Genomic DNA, 23,593 nt, shown 5'->3' on the forward strand with positions numbered 1-23,593 from the left:
GATACGCCCATATGCCAGGCAAGTCGGACGATCTAGCTGGGCCGTAGGGCGATCGTGCTAGGCGAGGGCGGGGGCCTCGTCGGGGTGGAGGGCGGCGCGGCGGGTGCGGCGGGCCGTGCGCAGGCCGTCCCAGGTGAAGACGGCCAGGGCGAGCCAGACCAGGCAGAAGCCGAACAGGCGCACCGGCGGCATGGGCTCGTGGAAGGCGAACACGCCGAGCGCGAGCTGCAGGGTGGGCGCGACGTACTGCAGCATGCCGATGCTGACCAGCGGGAGCCGGTTGGCGGCGCCCGCGAACATGAGCAGCGGCACGGCGGTGAGCACGCCCGCGGCGGCCAGCAGCAGGGCATGCCCGGTGCCCGCCTGGCCGAAGGTGAGGTCGCCGGAGGAGGCGAGCCAGCCCAGCACCGCGAGCGCGGGCAGGGTGAGCACGGCCGACTCCAGGAACAGGCCGTCCGACGGCGGCAGCGCGAGGCGCTTCTTGACCAGGCCGTACATCGCGAAGGTGAAGGCGAGCACGAGCGCGACCCACGGCGGGTGGCCGTAGTCGACGGCCAGCACCAGCACGGCGACGGTGCCGACGCCCACAGCGGCCCACTGCGCGGCGCGCAGCCGCTCGTGCAGGACGAGGACGCCGAGCACGATCACGACGAGCGGGTTGATGAAGTAGCCGAGAGAGGTCTCCACGACCCGGTCGACGTTCACCGCCCAGATGTAGGTGCCCCAGTTGATCCCGATGAAGATCGCGGCCAGCGTGATGCCGCCCAGGGTGGCGGGTCTGCGCAGCAGCTCGGCGATCTTCCGCCAGCGGCGGATCGCGGTCAGCGCGACCACCATGAACAGCACCGACCAGAGGATCCGGTGCGCCAGCACCTCGACCGGGCCGGACGGCTTGAGCAGCTTGAAGTACGCCGGGAAGAAACCCCACATGACGTAGGCGCCGAGCCCGTACAGGTAGCCGAGGCGAAGCTGACTCACCTGCCCATGGTAAGGGTCGGCGCCGCCTCGGCTTCTTACATGTGAGCGAACTCGCTCAGTCGTCGATGAACCAGTTCAGCGCCCAGCTGGTGAGGCCGACCACCAGCGCGCCGAGGATCGCGGCGGGCCAGAAGTCGTCGACGTGGAACGGGATGTCGAGCTGCCCGGCGATGAAGCTGGTCAGCAGGAACAGCGCGCCGTTGACCACGAGCGCGATCAGGCCGAGGGTGAAGACGTACAGGCCGCAGCCGACCATCTTGACGATCGGGCGGATGAACGCGTTGCACAGGCCGAAGATGACCGCGACGGCCACGAACGTCCCGATGGTGCCGAGCGTCGTCTCGGCCGTCACGCGGATGCCGGGGATGAGCAGCGTCGCCACCCATACGGCGGCGGCGCTGGCGGCCAAACGGAGGAGGATGCCCATGGTGCGGCATCGTGCCATGATTCGCCCCGGTGCGCACCCCCCGGTGGCGCCGGGTCAGGCCACGGGCGTGCCCGCGCCGATGAGCTGCTGCTCGTACGCCGTCTGCGAGATGGCCGCCCAGCGCACCGAGCGGCGGTGCACCACGCCGATCATGCCGGGCTGGGCACGGGACAGCCATGCCTCCTGGTCACGGCTCAGCCCCAGCACCGAGACCGCCACCGCCGCCTCGGCGGGCTGGAGCGGCTGCAGCAGCGCGAGGTCCGCCCGGCCGAGCACGTCCACGTCCACTGGGGACAGGTCGTCGCGCACCACCAGCGTGCTGTGCCACGGCGTGCCCGGCGTGCGGTCGGCCGCGACCGGACCGGCGTCGACGATGGTGAGCAGCGGGCGCAGCGGCGAACCCGGCGGCACGGTGACCGGGCCGGGCGCCATCACCAGCAGCGGCGCGCCCGCGCCCAGACCCCGGCTGAACGCCTCCCAGAGCCACGGGCGGGTCGTCTGCACCAGGACGTAGGCCCCGACCGCCATCGCGCGCACGGCGACGATCTGAGCCACCGCGACGCCGCCGATGAGCACCAGCCGGGTCGCCTCGGGGCGGAACAGCCGGAAGGACACCGGCTCGTTGTGCCGGTTGACGCCGATCATGACGCCGCTGCCGCCGTACGGCGCGGTCAGCGCGGCGACCGCGCCCAGCCGCCGGGAGGCGCCGGGACGGCCGCCCGCGCCCGCCTCGGCGGGGCTGGGACCGGCCAGCGGCAGCGTGGCGAGCAGGCCGTCGAACTGCTGCCCGTCCAGGCGGCGGGCCTGCGCGTGCTCGGTCGCGAGCACCTGGCGCAGCGCGGTGCCCGCGTTGGCCAGCGAGGTGTGGTCGGGGGCGGTGACCCGCACGGTCAGATCGGCCCGCAGCTGCGTGCCGCCGTCGGTCCAGGGGCCCGCGGTGAGCGCCACGGACACCGTGGTGGCGGGCAGCCGCAGCAGGCGCGGCAGCAGCGCGTGCGCCGGGTCCGGATGCGGCATCGGCCAGCGCTCCACCGCGTACGCGGCCGAGTAGAGGCCGCCGACGTGCAGCGCCGACCAGCCCTCCTGCGCGGCGGCGGTGCCGTCGTGCCCGGCCGCCTCGGCCAGCGCGCGCAGCGCGGCCACGTCGCCGAGCGGCCGGTGCGGCACGTCGCCCAGCTTCGCGCGCACCTTGCGCAGCGCGCCGGTGAGCGCCCGCTCCAGGTCGGCCTCGCTCCAGCCCTCGGCCCGGTGCACCCGCACGCACAGCACGGCGCGCTCGTTGGCCAGCAGCCGCCCGCCGGTGAGCTGGCGGTACGACGAGGTGGCGGGCGAGGACCCGTTCGCGGCGTTGGCGTGCAGCAGCAGCTGTACGCGTACCGGCGGGGTGTCCACGGCGGGCGCGGGCAGCAGCGTCGCCGGAGACGGCAGCGGGTGCCAGGCGCGGGCCGGCATCACCGCCTGGTCGCCCAGCTCCAGCAGCGCGCACATGCCCTCGGCGTCCACCACCACGGCGCAGCCGACGCCTTCGACGTCCACCGTGGACAGACGGCTGCCCGGCGCGGCGAGCGCGAGCAGCTCCGCCGCACCGTCGGCGGGCTCGATCCGGTGGCGGCGGGTGCGGTAGCGCACGTACACGGCGACCCATTCGGACAGCCAGCGGCCCCGCCAGCGGCCCCACGCCAGCACCACCAGCGCGGCGGCGACGGGGACGGCGGCGGCCAGCAGCGGCAGGCCCGCCTGCGCGGCGACCACCAGCAGCACCAGCGCGAGCTGCACGGTCACGATCTGCCCGCTGCCCAGGCCGAGGAAGCGGCGGGCCGGTCTGGGAAGCGACGCCGCCGGTGTGGTGTCCTCCGTCGCGGCCCCCGCCGTCGGCCCGGTAACCATGTCGACCGCCATCGCGCTAACCTCCCCTAGGCGCGTGCCCGCACGTCGCCCGGCTCATCGTATAGAGCCGTCGGCTGATCCGTGGGGAGGGACCATGCCGTCGAGACAGGACCAGCTGCACTCGTACCAGTTCACGGTGCAGCGAGTGGTTTCGGCGCTGGTGATGCGCGACACCGATCCGGCGCAGGCGCCGTTCAAGCGCGCCGCCGGGGCGACGCTCGCCAGCGTGCTGCTGGCCGTGGTCATCGCGGCCGGGTTCGGGGTGTACGGCGTGTTCAGCGGCCGCGGCGACACCAAGTGGAAGGCCGACGGCACGGTCGTCGTCGAGGAGAAGTCGGGCGCGCACTTCGTCTACCGCGAGGGCAGGCTCTACCCGGCGCTGAACCTCACCTCGGCCCTGCTGGCCTCCGGCGTGCCCGCGCCGACCGTGATGACCGTGGCCCGCAAGTCGCTTGCGGGCGTGCCGCGCGGGCTGACCGTGGGCATCGCCGACCTGCCCGACTCGCTGCCGGACCCGGGCACGCTGCTGGGCCTGCCGTGGTCGGTCTGCGCCGCGGGCGACGCCGCCAAGCCGACCTCCGTGCTGGTGGTGGGCGACACCACGATGACGGACAAGGGCCGCGCCATGGGCGGCGAGGAGGCCCTGTTCGTGCGTGCGGCGGACCGCCGCTACCTGCTGTGGCACGGGCGGCTCTACGACGCCGACCCGGACGAGCTGGCCGCGCTGGCGGGTGGGGCGCAGCCGCTGGCCGTGCCGGTCGGCTTCATCAACGGCATGCCCAAGGGCCAGCCGCTGGACCCGCCGCGGGTCGACGACCCGGGCAAGGTCTCGTCGGTCCGGGGCCTGACCAACGGGCAGGTCATCAAGATCAAGGGTCTGGACGGCAAGACCAGCCAGTACGCGGTGGTTCAGCCGGACGGCCTGGCCATGGTCACGCAGGTGCAGGCGGCCCTCGCGCTGGGCAGGTACCGCGCCGGCCGCGAGATCGAGATCAACCAGACCGAGCTCGCCGAGTACGACGGCTCCCCCGCGAACCTGGTGCCCAACCGCGACGACCCGCGGCAGCCCCCGGCCAACATGCCCACCATCGCCTCGTACGCCCCCGGCGCGCTGTGCGCGGTCATCCGCGACGACCAGGGCACCGTCGAGGTCCGCGCCGAGGTGGTGCTGGACCTGTCCACCCGCATCGCGACGGTGGGCCGCAGTGCCGAGGGCGGCTCCTATGCCGACTACGTGCTGGTGCCCGGGGGCCGGGGCGCGATCGTGGCCTCGGGCACGACGCTGAGCCTGGTCACCGATCAGGGTGTGCGCTACGACGCGGCCCGTCCCGACGTGCTGCCGATGCTCGGCTACGCCAACCCGGTGCCGCTGCGGCTGCCGTCGGCGCTGGTCGATCTGCTGCCGGCAGGGCCGGGGCTGGACCCGCAGGCGGCATCGGCGCAACTCGCTCTCGGCTGATCGCCGCGTGCCGTTATCCACAGGTGCGAGCCTCGGGCTGGCACGAGTTGGCGCAGGACGATACCGTCACCGAGACAGGCGCACCGCCATTTAAGTTCCGCATAGGACGGTGGGCGCGTTAACGCACAAAGGGAGTGGGGTGACGTTCGACAATGTCGGAGACCGCGTCCGAAGCTGCCATCATGGCCGCGACCGCGCAGAAGTTCGATTCATCCAACGACGAGCTGCAGACCATGCTCAGCCGCCTGCTGAGCGAGCTCGAGGTGCTGCAGACGAGCTGGGTCGGCCGCGCGGGCACGTCCTTCGAGCAGGTCAAGATCGCCTGGGCGGAGGACCAGAAGACGCTGCACAACGCCCTCGCCGAGACGGCGACGGCCATCCGCACCGCCGGCCAGGAATACTCCCGGGCCGACGAGGAGCAGGCCGGGCGGGTGTCCGCCCGTAACACCGGCGGCATCTCGCTGAACCTGTGAGCACCGTAGACCGGAAGGGGGAGGACCTACATGAGCAACGGTGACCGGCTCGTCGTCAATTTCCAGTCGCTGCACGGCGCGAGCCAGCACATCCAGAAGGCCCTGGGCCAGCTGGAGACCACGCTGAGCCAGCTCGAGGACGACGCCAGGCCGATGGTGTCCACCTGGGCGGGTTCCGCGCAGGCGGCGTACAACGACCGTCAGGCCAAGTGGCGCAAGGCGGCGGACGAGCTGTCCACGATGCTGCGCGACATCAAGGGCGCCGTCGACGAGGCGGCCGTGCAGTTCCAGGACGCCGAGGACCGCAACACCAAGCTGTTCCACTGAGCTTGCGCGACTGAGGGGGCGCCCGGCGGGGGACCGGTGGGCGCCCTTCCTCGTGTTCGCAGCTGGCGGTGTTTCTGCCGGTCAGCTGCCGGCCGGGCGCCAGCGGCGCCGGCTGCCGTTCGGCAGCGCCACGGCCAGGGCCAGCACGAAGCCCGCCAGCACCAGCCCGAGCACGGCGAGCCACAGCGCCCGCGAGTGCTGCTCGGCGGCGCGGGCCGCGGCGGCCTCGGCAGCGGGATCGGCGTCGCGCGGCGCCAGCGGCGGGATAACGGCCCGCGGCTGGCCGTCCACCAGCTCGGTCACCGCCCGGACGGGGTTGAGGATGCCCACGCCGTAGCCGTCGCTGCGGCGGCCGCCCGGGGCCGGGTCGGCGGTGGCCATGAGCCGCTTGCGCACCTGCTCCTCGGTGAGGTCCGGGTAGGCCTGCCGGACCAGGGCCGCGGTGGCCGCCACCATCGGGGTGGCGAAGCTCGTGCCGCTGCCCTTGGTGTGTCCCCGCGTGGGCAGGGCCATCAGCACCTCGCCGCCGGGAGCGGCCAGGTCCACATAGGTGCCGGTCTGCGACGCGTCCAGCCGCTGCCCTTCATGGTCCACCGCGGCCACCCCGAGCACGCCGTCCCACGCTGCCGGATACGGCGTCGGGTTGCTGCGCTGCTTGGCGTTGCCGACGGCGGCGACGACCACGATGTCGGCGGCGATCGCCTCCCGGATCGCGTCGCGGAACTCCTCCAGCCCGCCGCTGCCGGACTCGCCGTAGCTCAGCGACAGGTTGATGACGTCGACCCGCTCGGAGATCGCGAAGCGGACGGCGCGGGCCATGTCCTTGACGCTGGCGGGCTTGCCGCCGGTGCTCTCCGCGCCGCCGATCTGCTCGCTGACCCGGATCGGCAGGATGCGCACGCCCGGCGCGATGCCCCGGAACTCGACCCCCGAGACGGGCCGGGCCGCGATGATGCTGGCCACACCGGTGCCGTGGCCGACGCAGTCCTGCCGGCCGTCGGTGCCGCCGCCGGGCAGCACGTCCAGGCCCGGGTCCACCGCTCCGCGCAGCTGCGGGTGGTCGGCGTCGACCCCCGAGTCGAGCACCGCGACCACGGTGGTGGCGCCGGTGATGCCGCGGGGCAGCGCGGACAGGTCCCAGCGCTGCTGCGGCCACGGCTTCTCGGCGACCGGCTGACCGGCCTTCGAGCTCGTGCACGGCGCGGCGGCGGCAGCGGGAGATGTCGATATTCCGACGCCGCCGAAGGTCAGCACGACCGTGAGCGCGGCCAACACGGCCGGCTGCCGGGTGCGGTGCATGTCGCCTCCCCAGGCTTTATGGCAGGACCACCGGGTCGCGCGGGAGGGTGTTCATCCGCGTGGCCGATCCCCGGCGCAGATGCTACTGGACCGCGCCGACCTAGACTGCTGGTTGCGACACGCATACGGGGCGCAAGGTAAGTTGTCTCAGTACTCTCCCGGCAGGAGGTGAGCGCGTGATGGGTTGGGAGCCGGCCACCGATACCGAGATCGCGCTGCGTGACGCGTTGCGCGTGGGGGACCAGGAGCTCTACTTCCGGATCCTGGGCCGCTCGGAGCTGCTGCTGCCCGTCTCCGGCGACGGCGGGAACGGCGCCGCCGGCTGGGGCACCTGGACCGCCGAGAACCGCACCCACGTGCTCGCCTTCACCTCGTCCGCGGCCATGCGGTCCTGCCTGGCCGAGCACGCCGGCCCGGCGCGCCGCATCCTGTTCCAGGACCTCGCGGCCGCGTGGCCGAACCACGAATGGTGGCTCGCGGTGAACCCGGGCCTGCCGATCGAGGGCTACCTGCCGGCCTGGTTCGTCACCCAGATGGTGCGGGGCGACGTGCGCATCCCGAGCATCCCGAACGCGCCCGCGGGCGCCCGGGGCCGGCTGGAGCGCCTGGAGGCGCTGGAGCGCGCCAAGGCGGCCCGCGTCGCGCCGCCCCCGCCGCCTCCGCCGCCGGTCTACGGCAGGCACCACGACGACCAGGTGATCCTCGACGCCGAGGTGATCGACGTAGAGGTCGAACGGCCCGCGATCGCTCCGCCGCGGGTGCACGTCCCTCTGGAGCTGGAGCCGCCCGCACCCGCCGTGACGGTGCCGCAGCCAGCCGCACCCCCACCGCCGCAGGCGCAGCTCGGGGGCCGTTTCTTCCCGGCCGACCCGGCGTTCTCCGCCGAGCCCGCCTACCCGGCCGAGCCCGTCAACCAGGCCGCGCCGGCCGCCGCTGCGGCTCCGCCGCCGGTGCCGGCCGCCGCGGCGCCCCCGCCGTCCGTGCCGGTCGCGGCAGCGCCGCCGGTCACGGTGCCTGCCGCCGCTCCGGCGGCCGAACCCGCCGCGGTGTCGGGCCCGGCCGCGCCGCCCACCGCCGAACCTGCTCCCGCAGCCCGGGAGGGTGGGCCGCGGCACGGCCGCCCGAGCGGCCCGGAGGACGACTTCACGCCCGCGAACACCGTCGAGGAGCAGCTGTTCGAGGCGGCCGAGGCGGGCAACACCGACGCCTTCCTGTCCACCCTGCTGCTGGCCACCGTGCTGCTGCCGGGCGGCGCGGACGGTCCCCGGCCGGGCGAGCCGGGCTACCGCTGGCAGCCGCGCGACATCGACGGCGAGCCGCACATCGTCTGCTACACGTCGCCCGAGCGGATGCCCGCCCCGGTCGAGACCGTCCCGGTGCGCTTCATCAGCCTGGCCGCGGCCTGGCCGGACCCGGCGTGGTCGTTCGCGGTCGACCCGGGCACCGCCATCGGCGCCACGCTGCCCGGCGACCAGCTGCTGGAGCTGGCCCGGTGGGCCGCGGAGATGGGCCTGGGCAACGACGGCGGCGAGCCCGCCGCGCCGGTGCCGACGGCCGGCAGCGCGCCGCCGCCCGCCCGGCGCGATCCCGAGGTCACCGAGATGCAGAAGGTGATCGCGCCCAGCCAGATCGGCTACTACCTGGAGCGCGGCTACGACCGGGTGTCCGGGTTCGTGCACCGCGCACGTGAGGTCGGTCACCTGCGCGGCCCGCAGGCGCTGCGCGGCGCGCTGGGGCTGACCTGGACAGGGTCCCCGTTCGGCGCGGACGACGAGGTGATCTACGTGCTGCGCTGGCCGGCGTATCGGCCCAGCCTGTACCGGATCCCGTACGGCGGGCAGCACGAGGCGGCGATGCGGGCCATGGAGGGCTGGGTCATCGAGCGCCCGCCGTTCCGCGGCAACGGCTTCGCTCCCGGGGACAGCACCGAGATCATCGCCGAGTTCAAGGTGGACAGCGCCCGGCTGCCGCACGGCGCGCGGCTGCTGCGCGTGGACGCCGAGGGCAAGGAGGAGATGGTCGCCGTGCTCGACGCCGACGGCCCCCGCTGGCTGCGGACCGACGGAGGCGAATGATGCGCGACGGCTACGTGGCCCGCTACCAGGGGCGCGAGTACGAGGCGAGCCCCGACGGCGACTCCGTGCGGCTCTACCGCCCCGAGCCGGCCGACGGCTTCGAGGAGGTCCGGCCGGGCCGGCACGTGCGCGTGGTGCCCGCGGCCGAGGTCGACGACCTGGCGTACGTGCGCAGCACCTGCAACTGGCGCGGGCAGCCGTTCATCGTGCTCGCCGAGCACCAGTCCTGGCTGCGGGTGGAGTACACCGGCGGCAAGGCGCCGGTCGCCCAGGAGCTGGGCTTGGAGGAGTTCGACTACGGCGTCTACCAGGGCTGGGCGCCGAAGCAGGAGGTCAGCGAGCTGCGCGAGCAGCGTCTCTGACGCTCACTTCGTCCAGCGGATGATCTCCCCGGCGACCAGGTCGGGGCGCTCCACGTGGGGGAAGTGGCCGACGTCGTCGAGCAGCCGCCACTCGTAGTCGGCCAGCACGTAGCGGCCGGAGCCCTGCGCGGTCGCGGGCAGCGTGATCGGGTCCAGGGCGCCCTGCAGCTGCAGCGTGGGCGAGATGATCGGCTGCTTCACCGCGCGCAGGAAGCGATACCCGTGCAGCCGCAGCGTGGACCGGAAGGCCCACCGGTAGGCCTCCATCGCGCAGAACGACGCCTGCGGGATGCGCATCGCCTCCCGGCAGCGCTGCTCGTACTCGGCGAACTCGGCGCTGCCGCGGAAACCGGGCGACGTCCAGCCCCGCAGCAGCGCGCCCACCAGCGCCGCGTCGTCGCGGGTCAGCACGTGCTCGAACCGGGGCAGCTGGAAGCGCAGCAGCTCGCTGCCGGCCCGGCGCTGGGCGGCGTTGGCCACCAGCGCGGAGCGCAGCCGCAGCGGGTGCGCCGCGCCGAGCACCACCAGCCGGCTGACCAGGCGCGGGTGCAGCGCCGCCGCCGACCAGGCGATGAGGCCGCCGGCGCCCGCGCCGACGACCGTGGCGTTGCGCTCGCCGAGGGCGCGGATCAGCCCGACCACGTCACCGGCGAGGGTGAACCCGTCGTAGCCGCGGGGCGGCTTGTCGGTGGCGCCGTAGCCGCGCAGGTCCACCGCGACCGCGCGCAGCCCGGCGTCGGCCAGCAGGGGGAGCTGCCGGTGCCAGGCCCACCAGAATTCGGGGAAGCCGTGCAGCAGGATCACCAGCGGGCCGGTGCCCTGCTCCACCACGTGGAACCGGCTGCCGTTGGCGCTGACGAAGCGGTGCTCCCACGGCCCCTCGGTCAGCACGCACTGCTCATCCACCTGCTCGCTCATGCCTTCTCCTCGCTGCGCTCGCCGGCGGCATGAGCTGACCAGAGCCCTCGGATTCGCTCGCTGTGCTCGCTCATGCAAGCAGGCTAGCGTGCGCGTACCCGGACCTGTCTGCGCAGGAGGGCCGCGGCCAGCAGCGATGCGATCAAGGAGGCGAGCAGGACCGCGCCCTTGACGCGGGACTGCTGGTCGCCGGGGGCGAAGGCGAGTTCGGCGATGAGCAGGCTGACCGTGAAACCGCAGCCGGTCACCACGGCCACCGCGAACAGGTCGCGCCAGTTCAGCGCCTCCGGCAGGGCGGCCAGGCGGGTCCGGACCGCGATCGCGGCGCCGCCCAGCACGCCGACGGTCTTGCCGACCACCAGACCGAGCAGTACGCCCAGGGAGACCCGATCGGTGAAGATGGCGGTGAGCGCCCCGGCGTTGATCGTGATGCCGGCGGCGAAGAACGCGAACAGCGGCACGCAGATGCCCGCGGAGATCGGCTGGAGCCGGTGCTCCAGCTCCGTGGCGGGCGGCTCGTGCTCGCCGGGGTCGGGCTTGACCCGGGTGAGCAGCCCGACCGCCACGCCCGCGACGGTGGCGTGCACGCCCGAGGCGTGTACCAGTGCCCAGGCCGCCAGCCCCAGCAGCAGGTACAGCCACCAGCCGCGGATCCGGAACTGCTGGAGCAGGCCGTACGCCACCAGCACGGCCGCGGCGCCGAGCAGGGGCAGCAGTGCCACGTGGGCCGTGAAGGCGATCGCGATGAGCAGGATCGCGCCGAGGTCGTCGACGATGGCCAGGGAGAGCAGGAAGACGCGCAGGCTGGGCGGCAGGTCCTTGGCGCAGATGGCGAGCACGGCCAGCGCGAACGCGATGTCGGTGGCGACCGGCACGGCCCAGGCATCGCCGCCGCCGGGCGCGCCGAACGCGACGAGGAAGCACAGCAGCGCGGGCACGAGCATGCCGCCGATCGCGCCCGCGATGGGCAGCGCGGCCTGGCGCAGGTCGCGCAGCTCCCCGACGACCAGCTCGCGCTTGAGTTCCAGCCCGGCTACCACGAAGAAGACGGTGAGCAGGCCGTCCTGCGCCCACTGGGCGACGGTCAGGTGCAGGTGCAGCGATTCGGGGCCGAAGGCGTACGCACTGAGCCGCTGGTAGGCCCCGGCCAGCGGCGAGTTGGCGATGATGAGGGCGAGCGCGGTGGCGCCGAGCAGCACCAGGCCGCCGATCTGCTCGGTGCGCAGGAACCGGGCGACCTCGGCCGCGGCACCGCGCGCGGCCTGGGCGCGACGCCGCCGCATCCGCTTCAGACGTGGGCTGGCCTGCGGCCGGGTCCGGCTCTCCCCCATGATCCCGGATCCTACGGTCCGAATCCCCCGGATACCCGGAGGTTCGCGATGAACCGGACATACGCGGTGGCGCCCCGCCGGGGGGTGCGGCAGAGTGCACGACCATGGACACCCCCCTGGCCGTGATCGACGTACGCGGCACCCCCGAGCAGATGGGCCTGGCCTACGGCGCGGCGGCCGCCGATCGGATCGACGCGAACGTGTCGGCGTACCTGGACCGCTTCGCCGTCGCCGCCGGGCTGGACCGGGCGGCGGTCGCCGCGCGCGGCGCGGAGTTCGGGCAGACCACCCGGGCGCACTTCCCCCGCCTCGCGGACATGCTCGACGGGGTCGCGCACGGCGCGGGCGTCGAGCCGGCCCTCATCTACGCGATCAACGCGCGCTCCGAGCTGCTCTACGGCAGCCCGGCCTGCGGCTCGCCGAGCCCGGCCGAGCCCGGCGAGTGCACCAGCATCGGCGTGCTCGGCTCACGCGCGGCGGGCGGGCGCATCCTGCTGGCGCAGAACTGGGACTGGCATCCGGCCCACCGCGACGTCAACCTGCTGCTGCGCACCGAGGACGAGCGCGGGCACCGGGTGGCGGCGCTGACCGAGGCCGGCATGCTCGCCAAGGCGGGGCTGAACGGCGCGGGGGTGGGCGTCTGCGTCAACCTGCTCGGCAGCGACCGGGACGGGCGGCCGGGCGGGGTGCCGTACCACGTGATCCTGCGCTCGGTGCTGGAGGCGGACTCGCTGTCCTGGGCGACCCGCAACGCGATGCGGGCGCCGCGCTCGGCCTCGATCAACCTGCTGATCGGGCAGGCCGGGCCGGGCGGCGGCGAGCTGATCGACCTGGAGCTGGCGCCGGGCGAGGCGGGCTGGCTGCACCCGGTGGACGGGGTACTGGTGCACGCCAACCACTTCGAGGCGCCACTGCCGGTGTACGACACCATCAAGGACTGGGGCGGCTCGTCGCTGTTCCGCTCCGCGCGGGCCCGCCGGCTGCTGGCGGCGTATCCGGATGCCCTGGGGCCGCGGGAGTTGCGGTCGGTGCTGGAGGACCATCTCGGCCACCCGCTGTCGATCTGTCGCCATGCCGACGCACGCGACGCGGAGGCCGACCGATCCGAGACGATCTGGACCGTTTTGATGGATCTAGATGCGCGAACAATCAGCCTTATCGCCGGTCCGCCCTGTTCGGGCGAAGAAGGCACGACTATCGCGATCTGATGTGGACGCCGGAAATCTCTGCCCGCGCAAGGTGGTGACAGCGACGCGGAGTTATGCAAGGCTGCTTTCACAATCGACGACCACCGGCAGACGGGCTTACCCTGCCGTGCGCTGCCCCTGGTCGTTTCCGTCAAAGGGAGGGAGGACCCTTTGCGAATCCGCAAAATTGGTGGCACCGCTGCCGGGATCACCGCTGCGCTGGTCGCCGCCAGCCTGACGGGTGCCCCCGCGAACGGCGCTCCGGCGCAGGCGGACACCCCGAAGGAGCCGTCGCGCGCCAGCCGGCAGGACAACCTGTACAACCCGCTTGAGGCGTCCCGGCAGGAGGCCGTCAAGCAGGCCATCGCCGACGTCGTGTCGGGCCGGGCCAAGGCGGTCCAGCGCAACGGCTCCGAGGTCGTGCAGATCGGCAAGAACCGCTGGGCCGAGCTGAAGAAGAAGGCCGACAAGGTCGACCCCATCTTCACGATCCTGGTCGAGTTCGGTGACCAGGTCGGCCCGGACGGCACGGGTGGCACCCCCGGCCCGCGCTACAACCAGATTCCGGAGCCGAACCGGACCCTCGACAACTCCACGTACTGGGCCTCCGACTTCAATCGGGACCACTACCTGAAGATGATCAACGGGCCCGGCGAGTCGATGGCCGACTTCTACTACAAGCAGTCGGGTGGCAAGTACTCGGTCAAGGGCGACGTCAGCGAGTGGGTGAAGCTGCCCTACAACGAGGCCCGGTACGGCTACAACTGGGACGAGGCGGAGGAAAACCCGCAGAACCTCGACGACACGGACACCTACTGGCCGTTCATCGAGGACACCGCCACGGCCTGGTACAACTCGCAGCTCGCGGCGGGCAAGACCCCGGCGCAGATCAAGACGTACCTGGCCCAGTTCGACATCTGGGACCGGTACGACCACGACGGCGACGGTAACTTCAACGAGCCGGACGGCTACATCGACCACTTCCAGGCCATTCACGCAGGTGAAGGTGAGGAGGCGGGCGGTGGCGCGCAGGGTGCCGACGCGATCTGGTCGCACCGCTGGGCCGTCAACCTGGACCAGGTCGGCGAGACCGGCCCGGCCGGCAACCTGCGGGGCGGCACCCCGATCGGCGACTCCGGTCTGTGGATCGGTGACTACACCACCGAGCCCGAGAACGGCGGCCTCGGCGTGTTCACGCACGAGTACGGCCACGACCTCGGTCTGCCGGACCTGTACGACACCGCCGGTGGCGACAACAGCACCGCCTTCTGGACGCTGATGTCGGGTGGCTCCTGGATGAGCCACGACGCCAACAGCATCGGCACCTCGCCGACCTACATGGGTCCGTGGGAGAAGCTGTTCCTGGGCTGGCTCGACTACACCGTGGTCGGCAACGGCAAGACCAAGCTGGTCTCGCTGGGCTCGGCGGCCACGCCCGAGGGTCTGCCGCAGGCGGTCCTCGTGCCGCTGCCGACGCAGACCGTCACCACCGACTACAACAAGCCCCACTCGGGCGCGTTCGAGTGGTGGAGCGGCAGTGCGGACGACCTGAACAACACGCTGACCCGTGACATCGACCTCACGGGCGCCACCACGGCGGCGCTGACGACGCAGATCTGGTACGAGATCGAAGAGGGTTACGACTTCTTCTACGGCGAGGCCAGCGTCAACGGCGGCACGACCTGGACCCGGGTGCCGGGCAAGGCGGCCGACGGCACGGTCACCGACCGCCTGGACGGTTCGTCCGGCGAGGAGTGGACCAGCCGTGAGTACGACCTGAGCGCGTTCGCGGGCCAGAACATCAAGTTCCGGTTCCGGTACCAGAGCGACGGCGGCGTGGCCCTCAAGGGCGCGTTCCTGGACGACATCGCGATCGTCAAGGACGGCGCCGTGGCCGAGACGGACGACGTCGAGGCCGGCACGGGCGCGTGGACGTCGAGCGGGTTCACCCGTTTCGGCGGCAGCACCTCGGTGCAGTCGGAGCACTTCTACCTCGCGGAGTACCGCACGTACACCGGTTACGACAAGAGCCTCAAGACCGGCCCGTACAACTTCGGCTTCGGCAACACCAAGCCGGACTGGGTGGAGAAGTTCCCGTACCAGGACGGCCTGCTGGTCTGGTATGTGAACTACGCCTTCGGCGACAACAACACCTCGGCGCACCACGGCGGCGGCCTCGCGCTGCCCGTCGACGCGCGGCCGACGCCGATCGTGTTCCAGGACGGCGTGCGGCTGGGCAACCGCCGCCAGCCGTTCGACGCCACGTTCGGTCTGCAGAAGACCGACGCCGTGACGTTCCACCGCAACGGCGTGCCGCTGACGGTGGCGTCGCAGCCGGCGATCCCGACGTTCGACGACTCGGACCCGAACCGCTACTGGTCGGCGGCCAACCCGTGGAACTCGGTCAAGGTCGCCGGTGACGGTGTCAAGATCTCGGTCTGGCTGGAGCTGACCGGCGCGCTGCCGGTGATGCTGCTGCAGGTCAAGAACTGACGACCGCACGGCGCTGACAAGAAGGGGCCTGCCCGCGGGGGCAGGCCCCTTCTCACGTCCGAGAAGATCCAGAAACGGCTGAAGGGGCGGCCACCCGTCGTGGGTGGCCGTCCCTTCGCCGTCCACGGCTCGCGGTCCCCCGTGCCTGACGGACGTCCGGCACGCGCGTGCCAGGTGATGCGGAGCTGCGGCCCTCCGAAGGACAACATATGGCGGCCCGCGCCGGGCTTCCAGATCGACGGCGGCGGTTGCACAAACATGCAATCGGTCGGCCGGAGCTGTTCCGCCGCAACGGAACTGCCTAGTTTGCTCATGTGCGGTCAGCGGGACCGCGCGAACGGTGGAGCGGGGGAGGCTCGTTCATGCTCGACACACAGGCCGCCGTGCCGTCATTGATGCGGTGGGGCGTCTCGCCGCACGCGGATCTCGTCTACCGCACGCTCATCACCTTCGGCCCCTGGTCCGTCGACCGGATCAGCCGTTCGCTGGAGATGAAGTCGCGCCAGGTGCGCCGGGCCCTGGACGAGCTGAACGCGCTCGGCGCGGCCACTCCCGGCCGCGACGTGGCGGACGGCAGCGGTGAGGAGCGGGTCTGGTCCAGCCGCGGCCCCAGCCACGTGCTGTCCGCGCTGCGCGACCGGCACCACCGCAACGCGCTGGCACACCACCGGCTGCACCAGAGCCTGTCCCGGATGGCGTACCCGAACATCGTCGCGGGCCTGGCGCGGATGCCCGCCAACGGCGTCCGCGCGCTCGACGGCCTGCGCAAGACGATGGAGCGGATGACCGAGCTCGCCGCGGCAGAACGTCACGAGCACCTGGCGATGAACCCGGAGCCGGCGTTCGACAGTGCGGCGGTCCGGGCCGCGGCGCCGTTCAACCGCAAGCTCGCCGCGCGGGGAGTCGCCATCCTGAGCCTCGGCGTGCCCGCGTCGTCGGACGACGAGTCGGACTGGCACGACGAGGAGCTGCGCTGCCACGGTATGCAGTATCGCGAGCTGCCGGAGGTGCCGGCGAAGCTCATCATCTTCGACCGGACGACGGCGCTGGTGCGTCAGGACGCCGCCGACCGGGAGCGCGGCATGTGGGAGATCACCGCACCGGAGCTGGTCGCCGAACTCGCCAACCTCTTCCGGCAGCAGTGGGACCTCGCGAAGGACCCTGGCCGCGATTGGACACCGCCCATGAACCTCACCCCTCGCGAGAGCACGATCGTCGTCCTGCTGGCCAAGGGCTACACCGACGCCGCGATCGCGGCGAAGCTCGACATCAGCGTGCGCACCATCGCCTACACCCTGTCCGCCCTGATGGACAGGTACGACGTGACCAACCGGTTCCAGCTGGGCCTGCGCCTGGGCGCGGAGGCCGCCCGCCAGGCGCCCCCGGCTGCCGACGCCGGACCCGAAGACGACCCCGAGCACAGACCTGAACAGGAGAAGAACGGGTGACCAGACGCCTACGTCCACTGTCCCTGCTGATCGCGGTCCTCACCGCACTGGCCCTGCCGGGGGCGCGGGCGCTGGCCGGGCCGCCTGTCGCGATCGACCAGTACAGCTGGCTCACCTGCCCGGAGGGCATGACCACCACTGCCCGGATCGACGACGTGCACATCGAGCGGTACGCGGCGAACACGATGGTGACGATCGCCGGCGGGCTGCAGCTCTGCCGGCCGCCGGCGAACACCAGGGAGGTGTTCGCCGTCGCGGCCTACTACACGGTCGGTGACGCCAGGGGTGTTCCCGTCACGCTCTACGACCAGCCGCTTCCCGGGATGAGCGTGACCCGGGGGATCCCCGAGCTGACCACCGAGGCGATGTGCGTGATCGCCCGGTCCGACGTCCGGCTCGCCTGCTTCGCGATCGGCTGGGAGATCGTGGGCGGCGTGCCGGTAGCCCGGTACGACGGCGCCCTGCCGCTGAACGATCCGCGGGTCGTCGAGGACGCCTTCACCGATCTCAAGGTCAAGGGCGGCAGCGGACCCGGCTGCCCGCTCTGTCCCTGAACAGCAGCTCACGGGGCTGCTCACGGTCGGCCGCTTGCAGGAATGTGCAAGCAGGCGCGCGATTCTTTCCGGCGCGCGGTCGGCCGTCTACTTTGCTCTCGTACGGCGCCGCCGGGCATCGATCGCTCACGCGGCGGCCGTACGAAGAAGGGGCCACCTGCGCGGCAACGCAGGACGACCCCACGCCCTCACCGCACCACCACGCGAAAGGAACAGCACGTGAGAACGAAGGCAACTCTACTCACCCTGGCGGCCGCTGTCGCCCTCGGCCTGAGCGCGGTCAGCCCGGCGTACGCCGTCGAGCCGCCGCAGCAGGAGGAGACCGTCGACGAGTTCACGGTCCACGTCGACCTCTACGACGAGACGGGCACGACGGTGGTGAGCAGCTTCGGCTACTACCCCACCAGCACCCTGGAGGACCAGGGCGCGGCGATCGAGGAGCAGGACGTGGAGAGCACGTGCCAGCGCCCGATCTATGTGCCGGGTGGCGGCGACTTCGCGGCGAAGGCCAAGGGCGTCATCGCCGTCGACGGCCCCGGCACCGAGTGCCCCCAGTACGGCTCGGCCGCGGGTGCCTACATCAAGGCCACCACCTCCGGCTGCAAGACGGTCACCGTCGGGTTCACCCGCAAGACGCTGTACGGCGCCACCCAGTTCCGGTTCCAGCAGTCGGCGTACTGGTGCTGGAAGAACAACGCCATCACCGGCACCCCCAGCGTCACCGCCTGGGTTAGCAACACGGACGGCATCCACTACGTCCGGAGCATCACCTGGGACAAGTACTTCTACCAGTACAAGTCGGGCATCAGCAAGAGCGGCTACGTCTCTCAGGCGAACCTCGCCATCGAGACCTGCGTGGTCACCTACGGCTGCGTCTGGATGGAGTACCCGAACATCAAGATCGTGCCGCACGGCAACGGCACCTACTCCTGGTCCTGGTACAACGGCGACTGATCTGGCAATAGGAGGAACGATGCTGGCACAGCTCGGGCGGATCGTAGGCACGCTGGTCCTCGCCTACGTCGTGTTCCAGGTGGGGCTGCTGGCGCTCACGATGACGTTCGGTCGGTCGCCGGAACTCGTCATACCGCCGCTGATCCTGGCCGGGGTCACCGTCTGGTGGTTCCTGCTCCGGCGTGGCTCGGAGCGCAGGCAGCACTGACCGGGCTCCCCGGCCCGGATGCGAAGAGGGCGGCCCGCGTGGTGCGGGCCGCCCTCTTCTGTTGCGTTGCGGACTAGCTCAGCGCCGGCGTGACGTGCACGGTGGCGTACGAGTTGTCCTTGGCGGAGCGGAGGATGGTGATGGTCACGCCGTAGGCGACGCCCGCGTCACCCGGGTTGCCGCTGCCCAACACGGTGAAGCCGAGACCGTCGTATCCGTAGAGGGCGGTCACCGGGTTGCCGTTGGCGTCGACGATCCGGGTGGTGTACGGCGCGTTGCCGACCGACGGGATGACCGTCGAGGCGTCCACGTCGCGGTAGAACAGGCTGCCGTTGCGGAACTCCAGACCCGGCACCCAGCCCTTGGCGTCCGTGAAGGCGGACACCGCCGGCTGCGGACCGAAGTCGGTGCAGTACTCGCTGAACGGCTCGGCCGGCACCTCCAGGCACTCCCGGAACGGGTACGTCGGGTGCAGCGTGAACGCCGCGTTCGACGACTGCGGACGGCCCTGCAGGTTCTTCAGCGTGGACGTGTCCTTCGTGGCCGCGACGCCGGAGCGGCGCAGCGGGTCGAAGTTGGCGTCCACGATGAGCAGGCCGCCCTTGGCGCCCGCGCTGGGCAGTGCGGTCAGGTTCGCCGTGACGTGGTTGGTGTTGCCGTACGTGGTGTCCCGGTACCACACCAGCATGCCCGGCGCGTTGTACTTGACCTTCTCCACCTTCCAGGCGCCGTCGCGCAGGTAGGTGCTGTCGTAGGCGTACTTCAGGCCGTTGTCGAACCCGTCGAAGTTGCGCCACTCGGCCAGGTAGTAGTGCGCCTTGGTCGAGGTGCCGGTGTCGATCCGCCAGCCGGGGCCGGAGGTGTCGACCCAGGTGCCGCCGGTCGCGGTCCAGCCGTTGGCACCGCTCTCGACGTCGTCCTGCCACGTGGTGGCGCCGCCACCGGTGACCGAGAAGTCGTCGGCGAACCAGCCGCGCTCCTGGAAGGCCGCGTCGGTCGCCAGGCGCAGCCGCACCTGCACGGTGGTCCCGGCGTAGGCGCCGAGGTTCACGTAGTCGTGACGCCAGCCGTGGCTGTCACCGGTCAGGCCGTACTTGCCGAACGTGTTGAGGTTGCCGTTCGGGTCGCTGTAGCCGTCGTCGGTGGAGACGAGCTGGCCGGCCTCGTTGTAGACCTTGAGCGGGGTCCACGTGTTGCCGTCCGTGGAGACCTCGACCATGCCGAAGTCCCAGTCCTGCTCGATGACGTAGTTGTTCCACATCCAGAACTTCGCGTCGGCGGCGTTGGGAACGTCGACCGAACGAGCGATCTTGATGTTGCCCCAGTCCTGGTCGGCACCGGTGTACCACATGTTGGCGCCGCTGTGCGGGGTCGCCAGCGTGACGGTCTTGGGCGGCAGGTCGATCTTGATGCCGTCCTTGGTGCCCTTCGGCGTGCGCGAGGTCTGGCCCAGCTGCACGTCACGCGGGTCGGAGCCCGGCGCGAGCACCTGCGGGTCGGCCCAGCCGAGCACCCACTTGTCCCAGAGGCCCATGTGGGTCGGCATCGACTGGAAGACCGGGCCGGAGTGCGAACCGGAGGACATGAGGTCCCAGAAGTCGATGCCCGACTCGCCGCCGCCCGAGGTGTCGTACAGGTCCGGCAGACCGAGGTCGTGGCCGTACTCGTGGGCGAACACGCCCACGCCGGAGTCCTCCGGCTGCACGATGTAGTTGGAGATCTTCAGGTTGGTGCCGGGGATGCTGTAGCCGCCGGCCACCGCCGACGAGTGCGCCCAGATGGCGTAGACGCCCTGGTCGCCACCGCCACCGGACTTGTCCTCACCGGCGTGCACGAGCACCAGGTGGTCGATGACGCCGTCCGGCTCGTAGAAGTTGCCGTCGCCGTCGCGGTCGCCCTGGTCCTCGATGTCGTAGTCGGCCCAGGGGAAGCTCGGGTTCGACGCGGCCAGCGCGTTCACCGCGTCCATCGCCATCTGCTGCGGGCCGAGCGGGTTGTCCGGGTGGCCGTTCTGGTCCTGGATCGCGCCGGCCTGCCAGTTGCCGTCGGCGTCCTTGAAGCAGCGGGACGCGGCGTACCAGCCCTCCGAGTGCGGCAGGGTGATCCATGGGGTCGCCTGGCCCTCGACGGTGTAGGCGCCCTTCGACATCTCCAGGTACATGTTGCGCATCGTGAGGCCGGAGATGTCGATGCCCGGCTTGCCGTCCGGACCGGTGAGGTCCGGGCGGATGCGCTCGGTGATGCCCTCCGCGCTGTAGAGCAGCTTGTTGTAGTGCTCCTGGTTGAAGTCCGGCACCCACATCGAGTTGTTGTCGGTGTGGCCCAGCGTCGCCGGGTTGGCGATGGTGTTGTTGGTCGGGCCGTTCTGGATCGTGCCCGGCACGCAGGTGCGCGAACCGTTCACCGACTCCGGCACCATCACGCCGGTGAAGTCGTCGTTCGCCTGCGTGTTGTACTCGACCAGCATGGTCAGCAGCCGCGCGACCTGCGTGCTCTTGGCCTGCTTGAGCTGACGCGGGCTCTTGCCGGTCTTGATGGACTTGGCCTCCAGCTTGGCGAGCTGGTTGGCGGTCAGCGGGTTGCCGTTGGCGTGCTTACGGTCGAACGCGCGGGCCTTGTCCAGCGCGGGGCCGTAGATGCCGCCCTTGCCCTTGACGTCCTTGCCGTCGGTGTCCGGCTGCACGGCGGGCTCGGCGTAGTTGATGTAGTACTCGCTGGGGCTGATGACGGCGGTCGGGGTGGCGGCAGCGCTCGCCGTTCCCGGGCCGTAGAGCCCCACCGCGGCCAGCGCCAGCGCGGGCACACCGGCGAGCAGCCGGCGCCTCCTTCGCGCATGGATGGCGTGCTTCATGGTCACTCCATTCCTTGGGGGTATCCGCCGTGGGCAGGGACGCCGTAGCGGTTCGGCAGGAAAAGGCAGGAGCATGGCGGCCTGCCTCTCCCATGCCTGCGCGGCTTCACGCGGCTGGAAGGAGGAGGTGGCTCACGTGAAGCAAGCACTTCACAATGGCAAATGAAGGGATTGTTTAGGGATGGCCCGGACACGGGAGGACTCTGTCGTGGCTGCCGTGTCGCAGCGCGACATGGACATGTCACGATGGTGCCAGTGCCGCTCAGCCGAACGGTTGATGTGTAGCTGGCAGTGACTCTGATCAAGAAATGCCCGGACGGCGAGAGGGGCGGCCACCGGAATCCCGGTGACCGCCCCTCTCGCGGATGCGCTGTCAGTCCTCGTCGGACTTGCCGGACTGCATGCCTGCCGCGATCAGGTTCATCACGGCGGAGTCCTGCAGCGTGGTCACGTCGCCCAGCGAGCGGTTCTCCGCCACGTCACGCAGCAGGCGCCGCATGATCTTGCCGGAGCGCGTCTTCGGCAGCTCGGCGACCAGCATGATCTGGCGCGGCTTGCAGATCGGGCCGAGCGTCTTGGAGACGTGCTCGCGCAGCTCCGCCACGCCGACGTCGGCGCCGCCCTTGAGGATGACGAAGGCGACGATGGCCTGGCCGGTGGTCGGGTCGGTGGCGCCGACGACCGCCGCCTCCGCGACCGCGGGGTGGCCGACCAGCGCCGACTCGACCTCGGTGGTGGAGATGTTGTGCCCGGACACGAGCATGACGTCGTCGACCCGGCCCAGCAGCCAGATCGCGCCGTCCTCGTCGCGCTTGGCGCCGTCACCCGCGAAGTAGAAGCCCTGCTCCGCGAAGCGCGCCCAGTACGTCTCGATGAAGCGCTTGTCGTCGCCCCAGATGGTGCGCAGCATCGACGGCCACGGGCCGGTCAGCGCCAGGTAACCGCCGCCGCCGTTGCCCACGATCGAGCCGTCGTCGGCCACCACCTCGGCCTTGATGCCCGGCAGCGGGCCCATCGCCGAACCCGGCTTGCAGTTCGTGACGCCCGGCAGCGGCGAGATCATGATGGCGCCGGTCTCGGTCTGCCACCAGGTGTCCACGATCGGGCACCGGTCGCCGCCGATGTGCTTGCGGTACCACATCCACGCCTCGGGGTTGATCGGCTCGCCGACCGAGCCGAGCAGCCGCAGCGAGCTGAGGTCGAACTGCGCCGGGATGTCGTCGCCCCACTTGGCGAACGTGCGGATCGCGGTGGGCGCGGTGTAGAGGATCGTGACGCGGTACTTCTCGACGATCTCCCAGAACCGGCCGCGGTGCGGGGTGTCCGGGGTGCCCTCGTACATCACCTGGGTGGCGCCGTTGGACAGCGGGCCGTACACGATGTAGCTGTGCCCGGTGACCCAGCCGATGTCGGCCGTGCACCAGTAGACGTCGGTCTCCGGCTTCAGGTCGAACACCGCGTGGTGGGTGTACGAGGCCTGCGTCAGGTAACCGCCTGTGGTGTGCAGGATGCCCTTCGGGCGCGCGGTGGTGCCCGAGGTGTAGAGGATGAACAGCGGGTGCTCGCTGTCGAACGGCTGCGCCTCGTGCTCGGCCGACGCCGTGGCCACCACGTCGTGCCACCACACGTCCCGGCTGTCGTCCCAGGCGACGTCCTGGCCGGTGCGGCGCACCACGAGGACCTTCTCGACGGTCGGGCACTCGGCCACGGACTCGTCCACGGTGGGCTTGAGCGCGCTGGGCGCCCCGCGGCGGTAACCGCCGTCCGCGGTGATGACGACCTTCGCGCTCGCGTCCTGGATCCGGCCGGCCAGCGCGTCCTTGCTGAAACCGCCGAACACCACCGAGTGCGTGGCACCGATGCGAGCACACGCCAGCATGGCGACCGCCGCCTCGGGAATCATCGGCATGTAGATCGCGACCCGGTCTCCGGCGCTGACACCGAGGTCCGTCAGGGCGTTGGCCGCCCGGCACACCTCGGCGTGCAGATCGGCGTAGGTGATGGTGCGGGTGTCGCCCGGCTCGCCCTCCCAGTGGATGGCGACGCGGTCGCCCAGGCCGTTGGCCAGGTGCCGGTCCAGGCAGTTGTACGCGATGTTGAGCTGCCCGCCCACGAACCACTTCGCGAACGGCGGGTTCGACCAGTCCAGCACCTCGTCCCACGGGCGCGCCCAGTCCAGCCGCTTGGCCTGCGTCTCCCAGAAACCCAGCCGGTCCGCCTCGGCCTGCGCGTACGCCTCGGCCGTGACGTTCGCCGAGGCGGCGATCTCCGCCGGCGGTGGGAACTGCCGCGTCTCGTGCAACAGGTTCTCGAGGGTCTCGCTCACTGCGGCGCCTCCCTAGGGGTGAATTGACGGCTCATG

The 23,593-nt window shown here is 71.6% G+C and carries 19 protein-coding genes; 11 read left to right on the forward strand and 8 right to left on the reverse strand.

Going from position 1 to position 23,593, the window contains the following annotated elements:
• Window positions 1-57: 57 nt before the first annotated feature.
• From rarD to eccE, 3 genes are all read right to left on the reverse strand, one after another.
• Window positions 58-930: an EamA family transporter RarD gene (gene rarD / locus Cba03nite_RS18745; RefSeq protein WP_239125879.1), complete on the reverse strand. Its 873-nt coding sequence runs from the start codon at window positions 928-930 to the stop codon at window positions 58-60.
• Window positions 931-1,033: 103 nt separating this feature from the next.
• Window positions 1,034-1,405: a phage holin family protein gene (locus Cba03nite_RS18750; RefSeq protein WP_203747640.1), complete on the reverse strand. Its 372-nt coding sequence runs from the start codon at window positions 1,403-1,405 to the stop codon at window positions 1,034-1,036.
• A 54-nt stretch (window positions 1,406-1,459) separates the two neighbouring features.
• Window positions 1,460-3,304 (reverse strand): type VII secretion protein EccE, encoded by a 1,845-nt coding sequence (eccE, locus tag Cba03nite_RS18755; protein WP_203747643.1) that lies wholly within the window; start codon window positions 3,302-3,304, stop codon window positions 1,460-1,462.
• Window positions 3,305-3,386: 82 nt separating this feature from the next.
• Between eccE and eccB the strand changes: the two genes are divergently transcribed.
• From eccB to Cba03nite_RS18770, 3 genes are all read left to right on the forward strand, one after another.
• On the forward strand, window positions 3,387-4,751 hold the full coding sequence (gene eccB / locus Cba03nite_RS18760) for a type VII secretion protein EccB (RefSeq protein ID WP_203747646.1): 1,365 nt from the start codon (window positions 3,387-3,389) through the stop codon (window positions 4,749-4,751).
• Window positions 4,752-4,933: 182 nt separating this feature from the next.
• Entirely contained in the window at window positions 4,934-5,224 is a 291-nt protein-coding gene (locus Cba03nite_RS18765) for a WXG100 family type VII secretion target (protein ID WP_239125854.1), read from the forward strand.
• Window positions 5,225-5,254: 30 nt separating this feature from the next.
• Window positions 5,255-5,551, forward strand: coding sequence for a WXG100 family type VII secretion target (locus tag Cba03nite_RS18770; RefSeq protein WP_203747652.1), 297 nt, complete (start codon window positions 5,255-5,257; stop codon window positions 5,549-5,551).
• 81 nt (window positions 5,552-5,632) lie between these two features.
• Here the strand turns inward: Cba03nite_RS18770 and mycP are convergent, their stop codons facing one another.
• Window positions 5,633-6,850, reverse strand: coding sequence for a type VII secretion-associated serine protease mycosin (gene mycP / locus Cba03nite_RS18775; protein WP_203747654.1), 1,218 nt, complete (start codon window positions 6,848-6,850; stop codon window positions 5,633-5,635).
• Between the two features lie 179 nt (window positions 6,851-7,029).
• Between mycP and Cba03nite_RS18780 the strand changes: the two genes are divergently transcribed.
• Both Cba03nite_RS18780 and Cba03nite_RS18785 read left to right on the forward strand, forming a co-directional pair.
• A complete protein-coding gene (locus Cba03nite_RS18780; protein ID WP_346112545.1) occupies window positions 7,030-8,925 on the forward strand; it encodes an SseB family protein in 1,896 nt (631 codons plus the stop codon).
• Window positions 8,922-9,287: a UCP033725 family protein gene (locus tag Cba03nite_RS18785; protein WP_203747658.1), complete on the forward strand. Its 366-nt coding sequence runs from the start codon at window positions 8,922-8,924 to the stop codon at window positions 9,285-9,287. Before Cba03nite_RS18780 ends, Cba03nite_RS18785 begins: the two co-directional genes overlap by 4 nt.
• A 3-nt stretch (window positions 9,288-9,290) precedes the next feature.
• Here the strand turns inward: Cba03nite_RS18785 and Cba03nite_RS18790 are convergent, their stop codons facing one another.
• Together Cba03nite_RS18790 and nhaA are read right to left on the reverse strand one after the other, a co-directional pair.
• Window positions 9,291-10,205 (reverse strand): alpha/beta fold hydrolase, encoded by a 915-nt coding sequence (locus Cba03nite_RS18790; protein ID WP_203747660.1) that lies wholly within the window; start codon window positions 10,203-10,205, stop codon window positions 9,291-9,293.
• An 83-nt stretch (window positions 10,206-10,288) separates the two neighbouring features.
• Window positions 10,289-11,536, reverse strand: coding sequence for a Na+/H+ antiporter NhaA (nhaA, locus tag Cba03nite_RS18795; RefSeq protein ID WP_203747663.1), 1,248 nt, complete (start codon window positions 11,534-11,536; stop codon window positions 10,289-10,291).
• A 104-nt stretch (window positions 11,537-11,640) separates the two neighbouring features.
• On the opposite strand from nhaA, the gene Cba03nite_RS18800 reads away from it, so the two are divergent.
• The 6 genes from Cba03nite_RS18800 (at window position 11,641) to Cba03nite_RS18825 (ending at window position 18,380) form a co-directional block, all read left to right on the forward strand.
• Window positions 11,641-12,744, forward strand: a complete 1,104-nt coding sequence (locus Cba03nite_RS18800) for a C45 family autoproteolytic acyltransferase/hydrolase (RefSeq protein ID WP_203747666.1) — start codon at window positions 11,641-11,643, stop codon at window positions 12,742-12,744.
• Between the two features lie 150 nt (window positions 12,745-12,894).
• On the forward strand, window positions 12,895-15,216 hold the full coding sequence (locus Cba03nite_RS18805; RefSeq protein WP_203747674.1) for an immune inhibitor A domain-containing protein: 2,322 nt from the start codon (window positions 12,895-12,897) through the stop codon (window positions 15,214-15,216).
• Window positions 15,217-15,578: 362 nt separating this feature from the next.
• The gene (locus Cba03nite_RS39860) at window positions 15,579-16,664 is read left to right on the forward strand and encodes a LuxR C-terminal-related transcriptional regulator (protein WP_239125855.1); all 1,086 of its coding nucleotides are present in this window, start codon (window positions 15,579-15,581) and stop codon (window positions 16,662-16,664) included.
• The gene (locus tag Cba03nite_RS18815) at window positions 16,661-17,218 is read left to right on the forward strand and encodes a hypothetical protein (protein ID WP_203747677.1); all 558 of its coding nucleotides are present in this window, start codon (window positions 16,661-16,663) and stop codon (window positions 17,216-17,218) included. Before Cba03nite_RS39860 ends, Cba03nite_RS18815 begins: the two co-directional genes overlap by 4 nt.
• A 219-nt stretch (window positions 17,219-17,437) precedes the next feature.
• Window positions 17,438-18,172 carry a hypothetical protein gene (locus Cba03nite_RS18820; RefSeq protein WP_203747680.1) on the forward strand — a complete coding sequence of 245 codons (735 nt, stop codon included), beginning with the start codon at window positions 17,438-17,440 and terminating at the stop codon, window positions 18,170-18,172.
• Window positions 18,173-18,191: 19 nt separating this feature from the next.
• Window positions 18,192-18,380: a hypothetical protein gene (locus Cba03nite_RS18825; RefSeq protein WP_203747683.1), complete on the forward strand. Its 189-nt coding sequence runs from the start codon at window positions 18,192-18,194 to the stop codon at window positions 18,378-18,380.
• A 73-nt stretch (window positions 18,381-18,453) separates the two neighbouring features.
• On the opposite strand, the gene Cba03nite_RS18830 is transcribed toward Cba03nite_RS18825, so the two are convergent.
• Both Cba03nite_RS18830 and acs read right to left on the reverse strand, forming a co-directional pair.
• Window positions 18,454-21,231, reverse strand: a complete 2,778-nt coding sequence (locus Cba03nite_RS18830) for an immune inhibitor A domain-containing protein (protein ID WP_203747685.1) — start codon at window positions 21,229-21,231, stop codon at window positions 18,454-18,456.
• Between the two features lie 373 nt (window positions 21,232-21,604).
• Window positions 21,605-23,557 carry an acetate--CoA ligase gene (acs, locus tag Cba03nite_RS18835; RefSeq protein WP_203747687.1) on the reverse strand — a complete coding sequence of 651 codons (1,953 nt, stop codon included), beginning with the start codon at window positions 23,555-23,557 and terminating at the stop codon, window positions 21,605-21,607.
• Window positions 23,558-23,593: the final 36 nt, after the last annotated feature.

Source organism: Catellatospora bangladeshensis (assembly GCF_016862575.1).
Classification (GTDB): Bacteria; Actinomycetota; Actinomycetes; order Mycobacteriales; family Micromonosporaceae; genus Catellatospora; species Catellatospora bangladeshensis.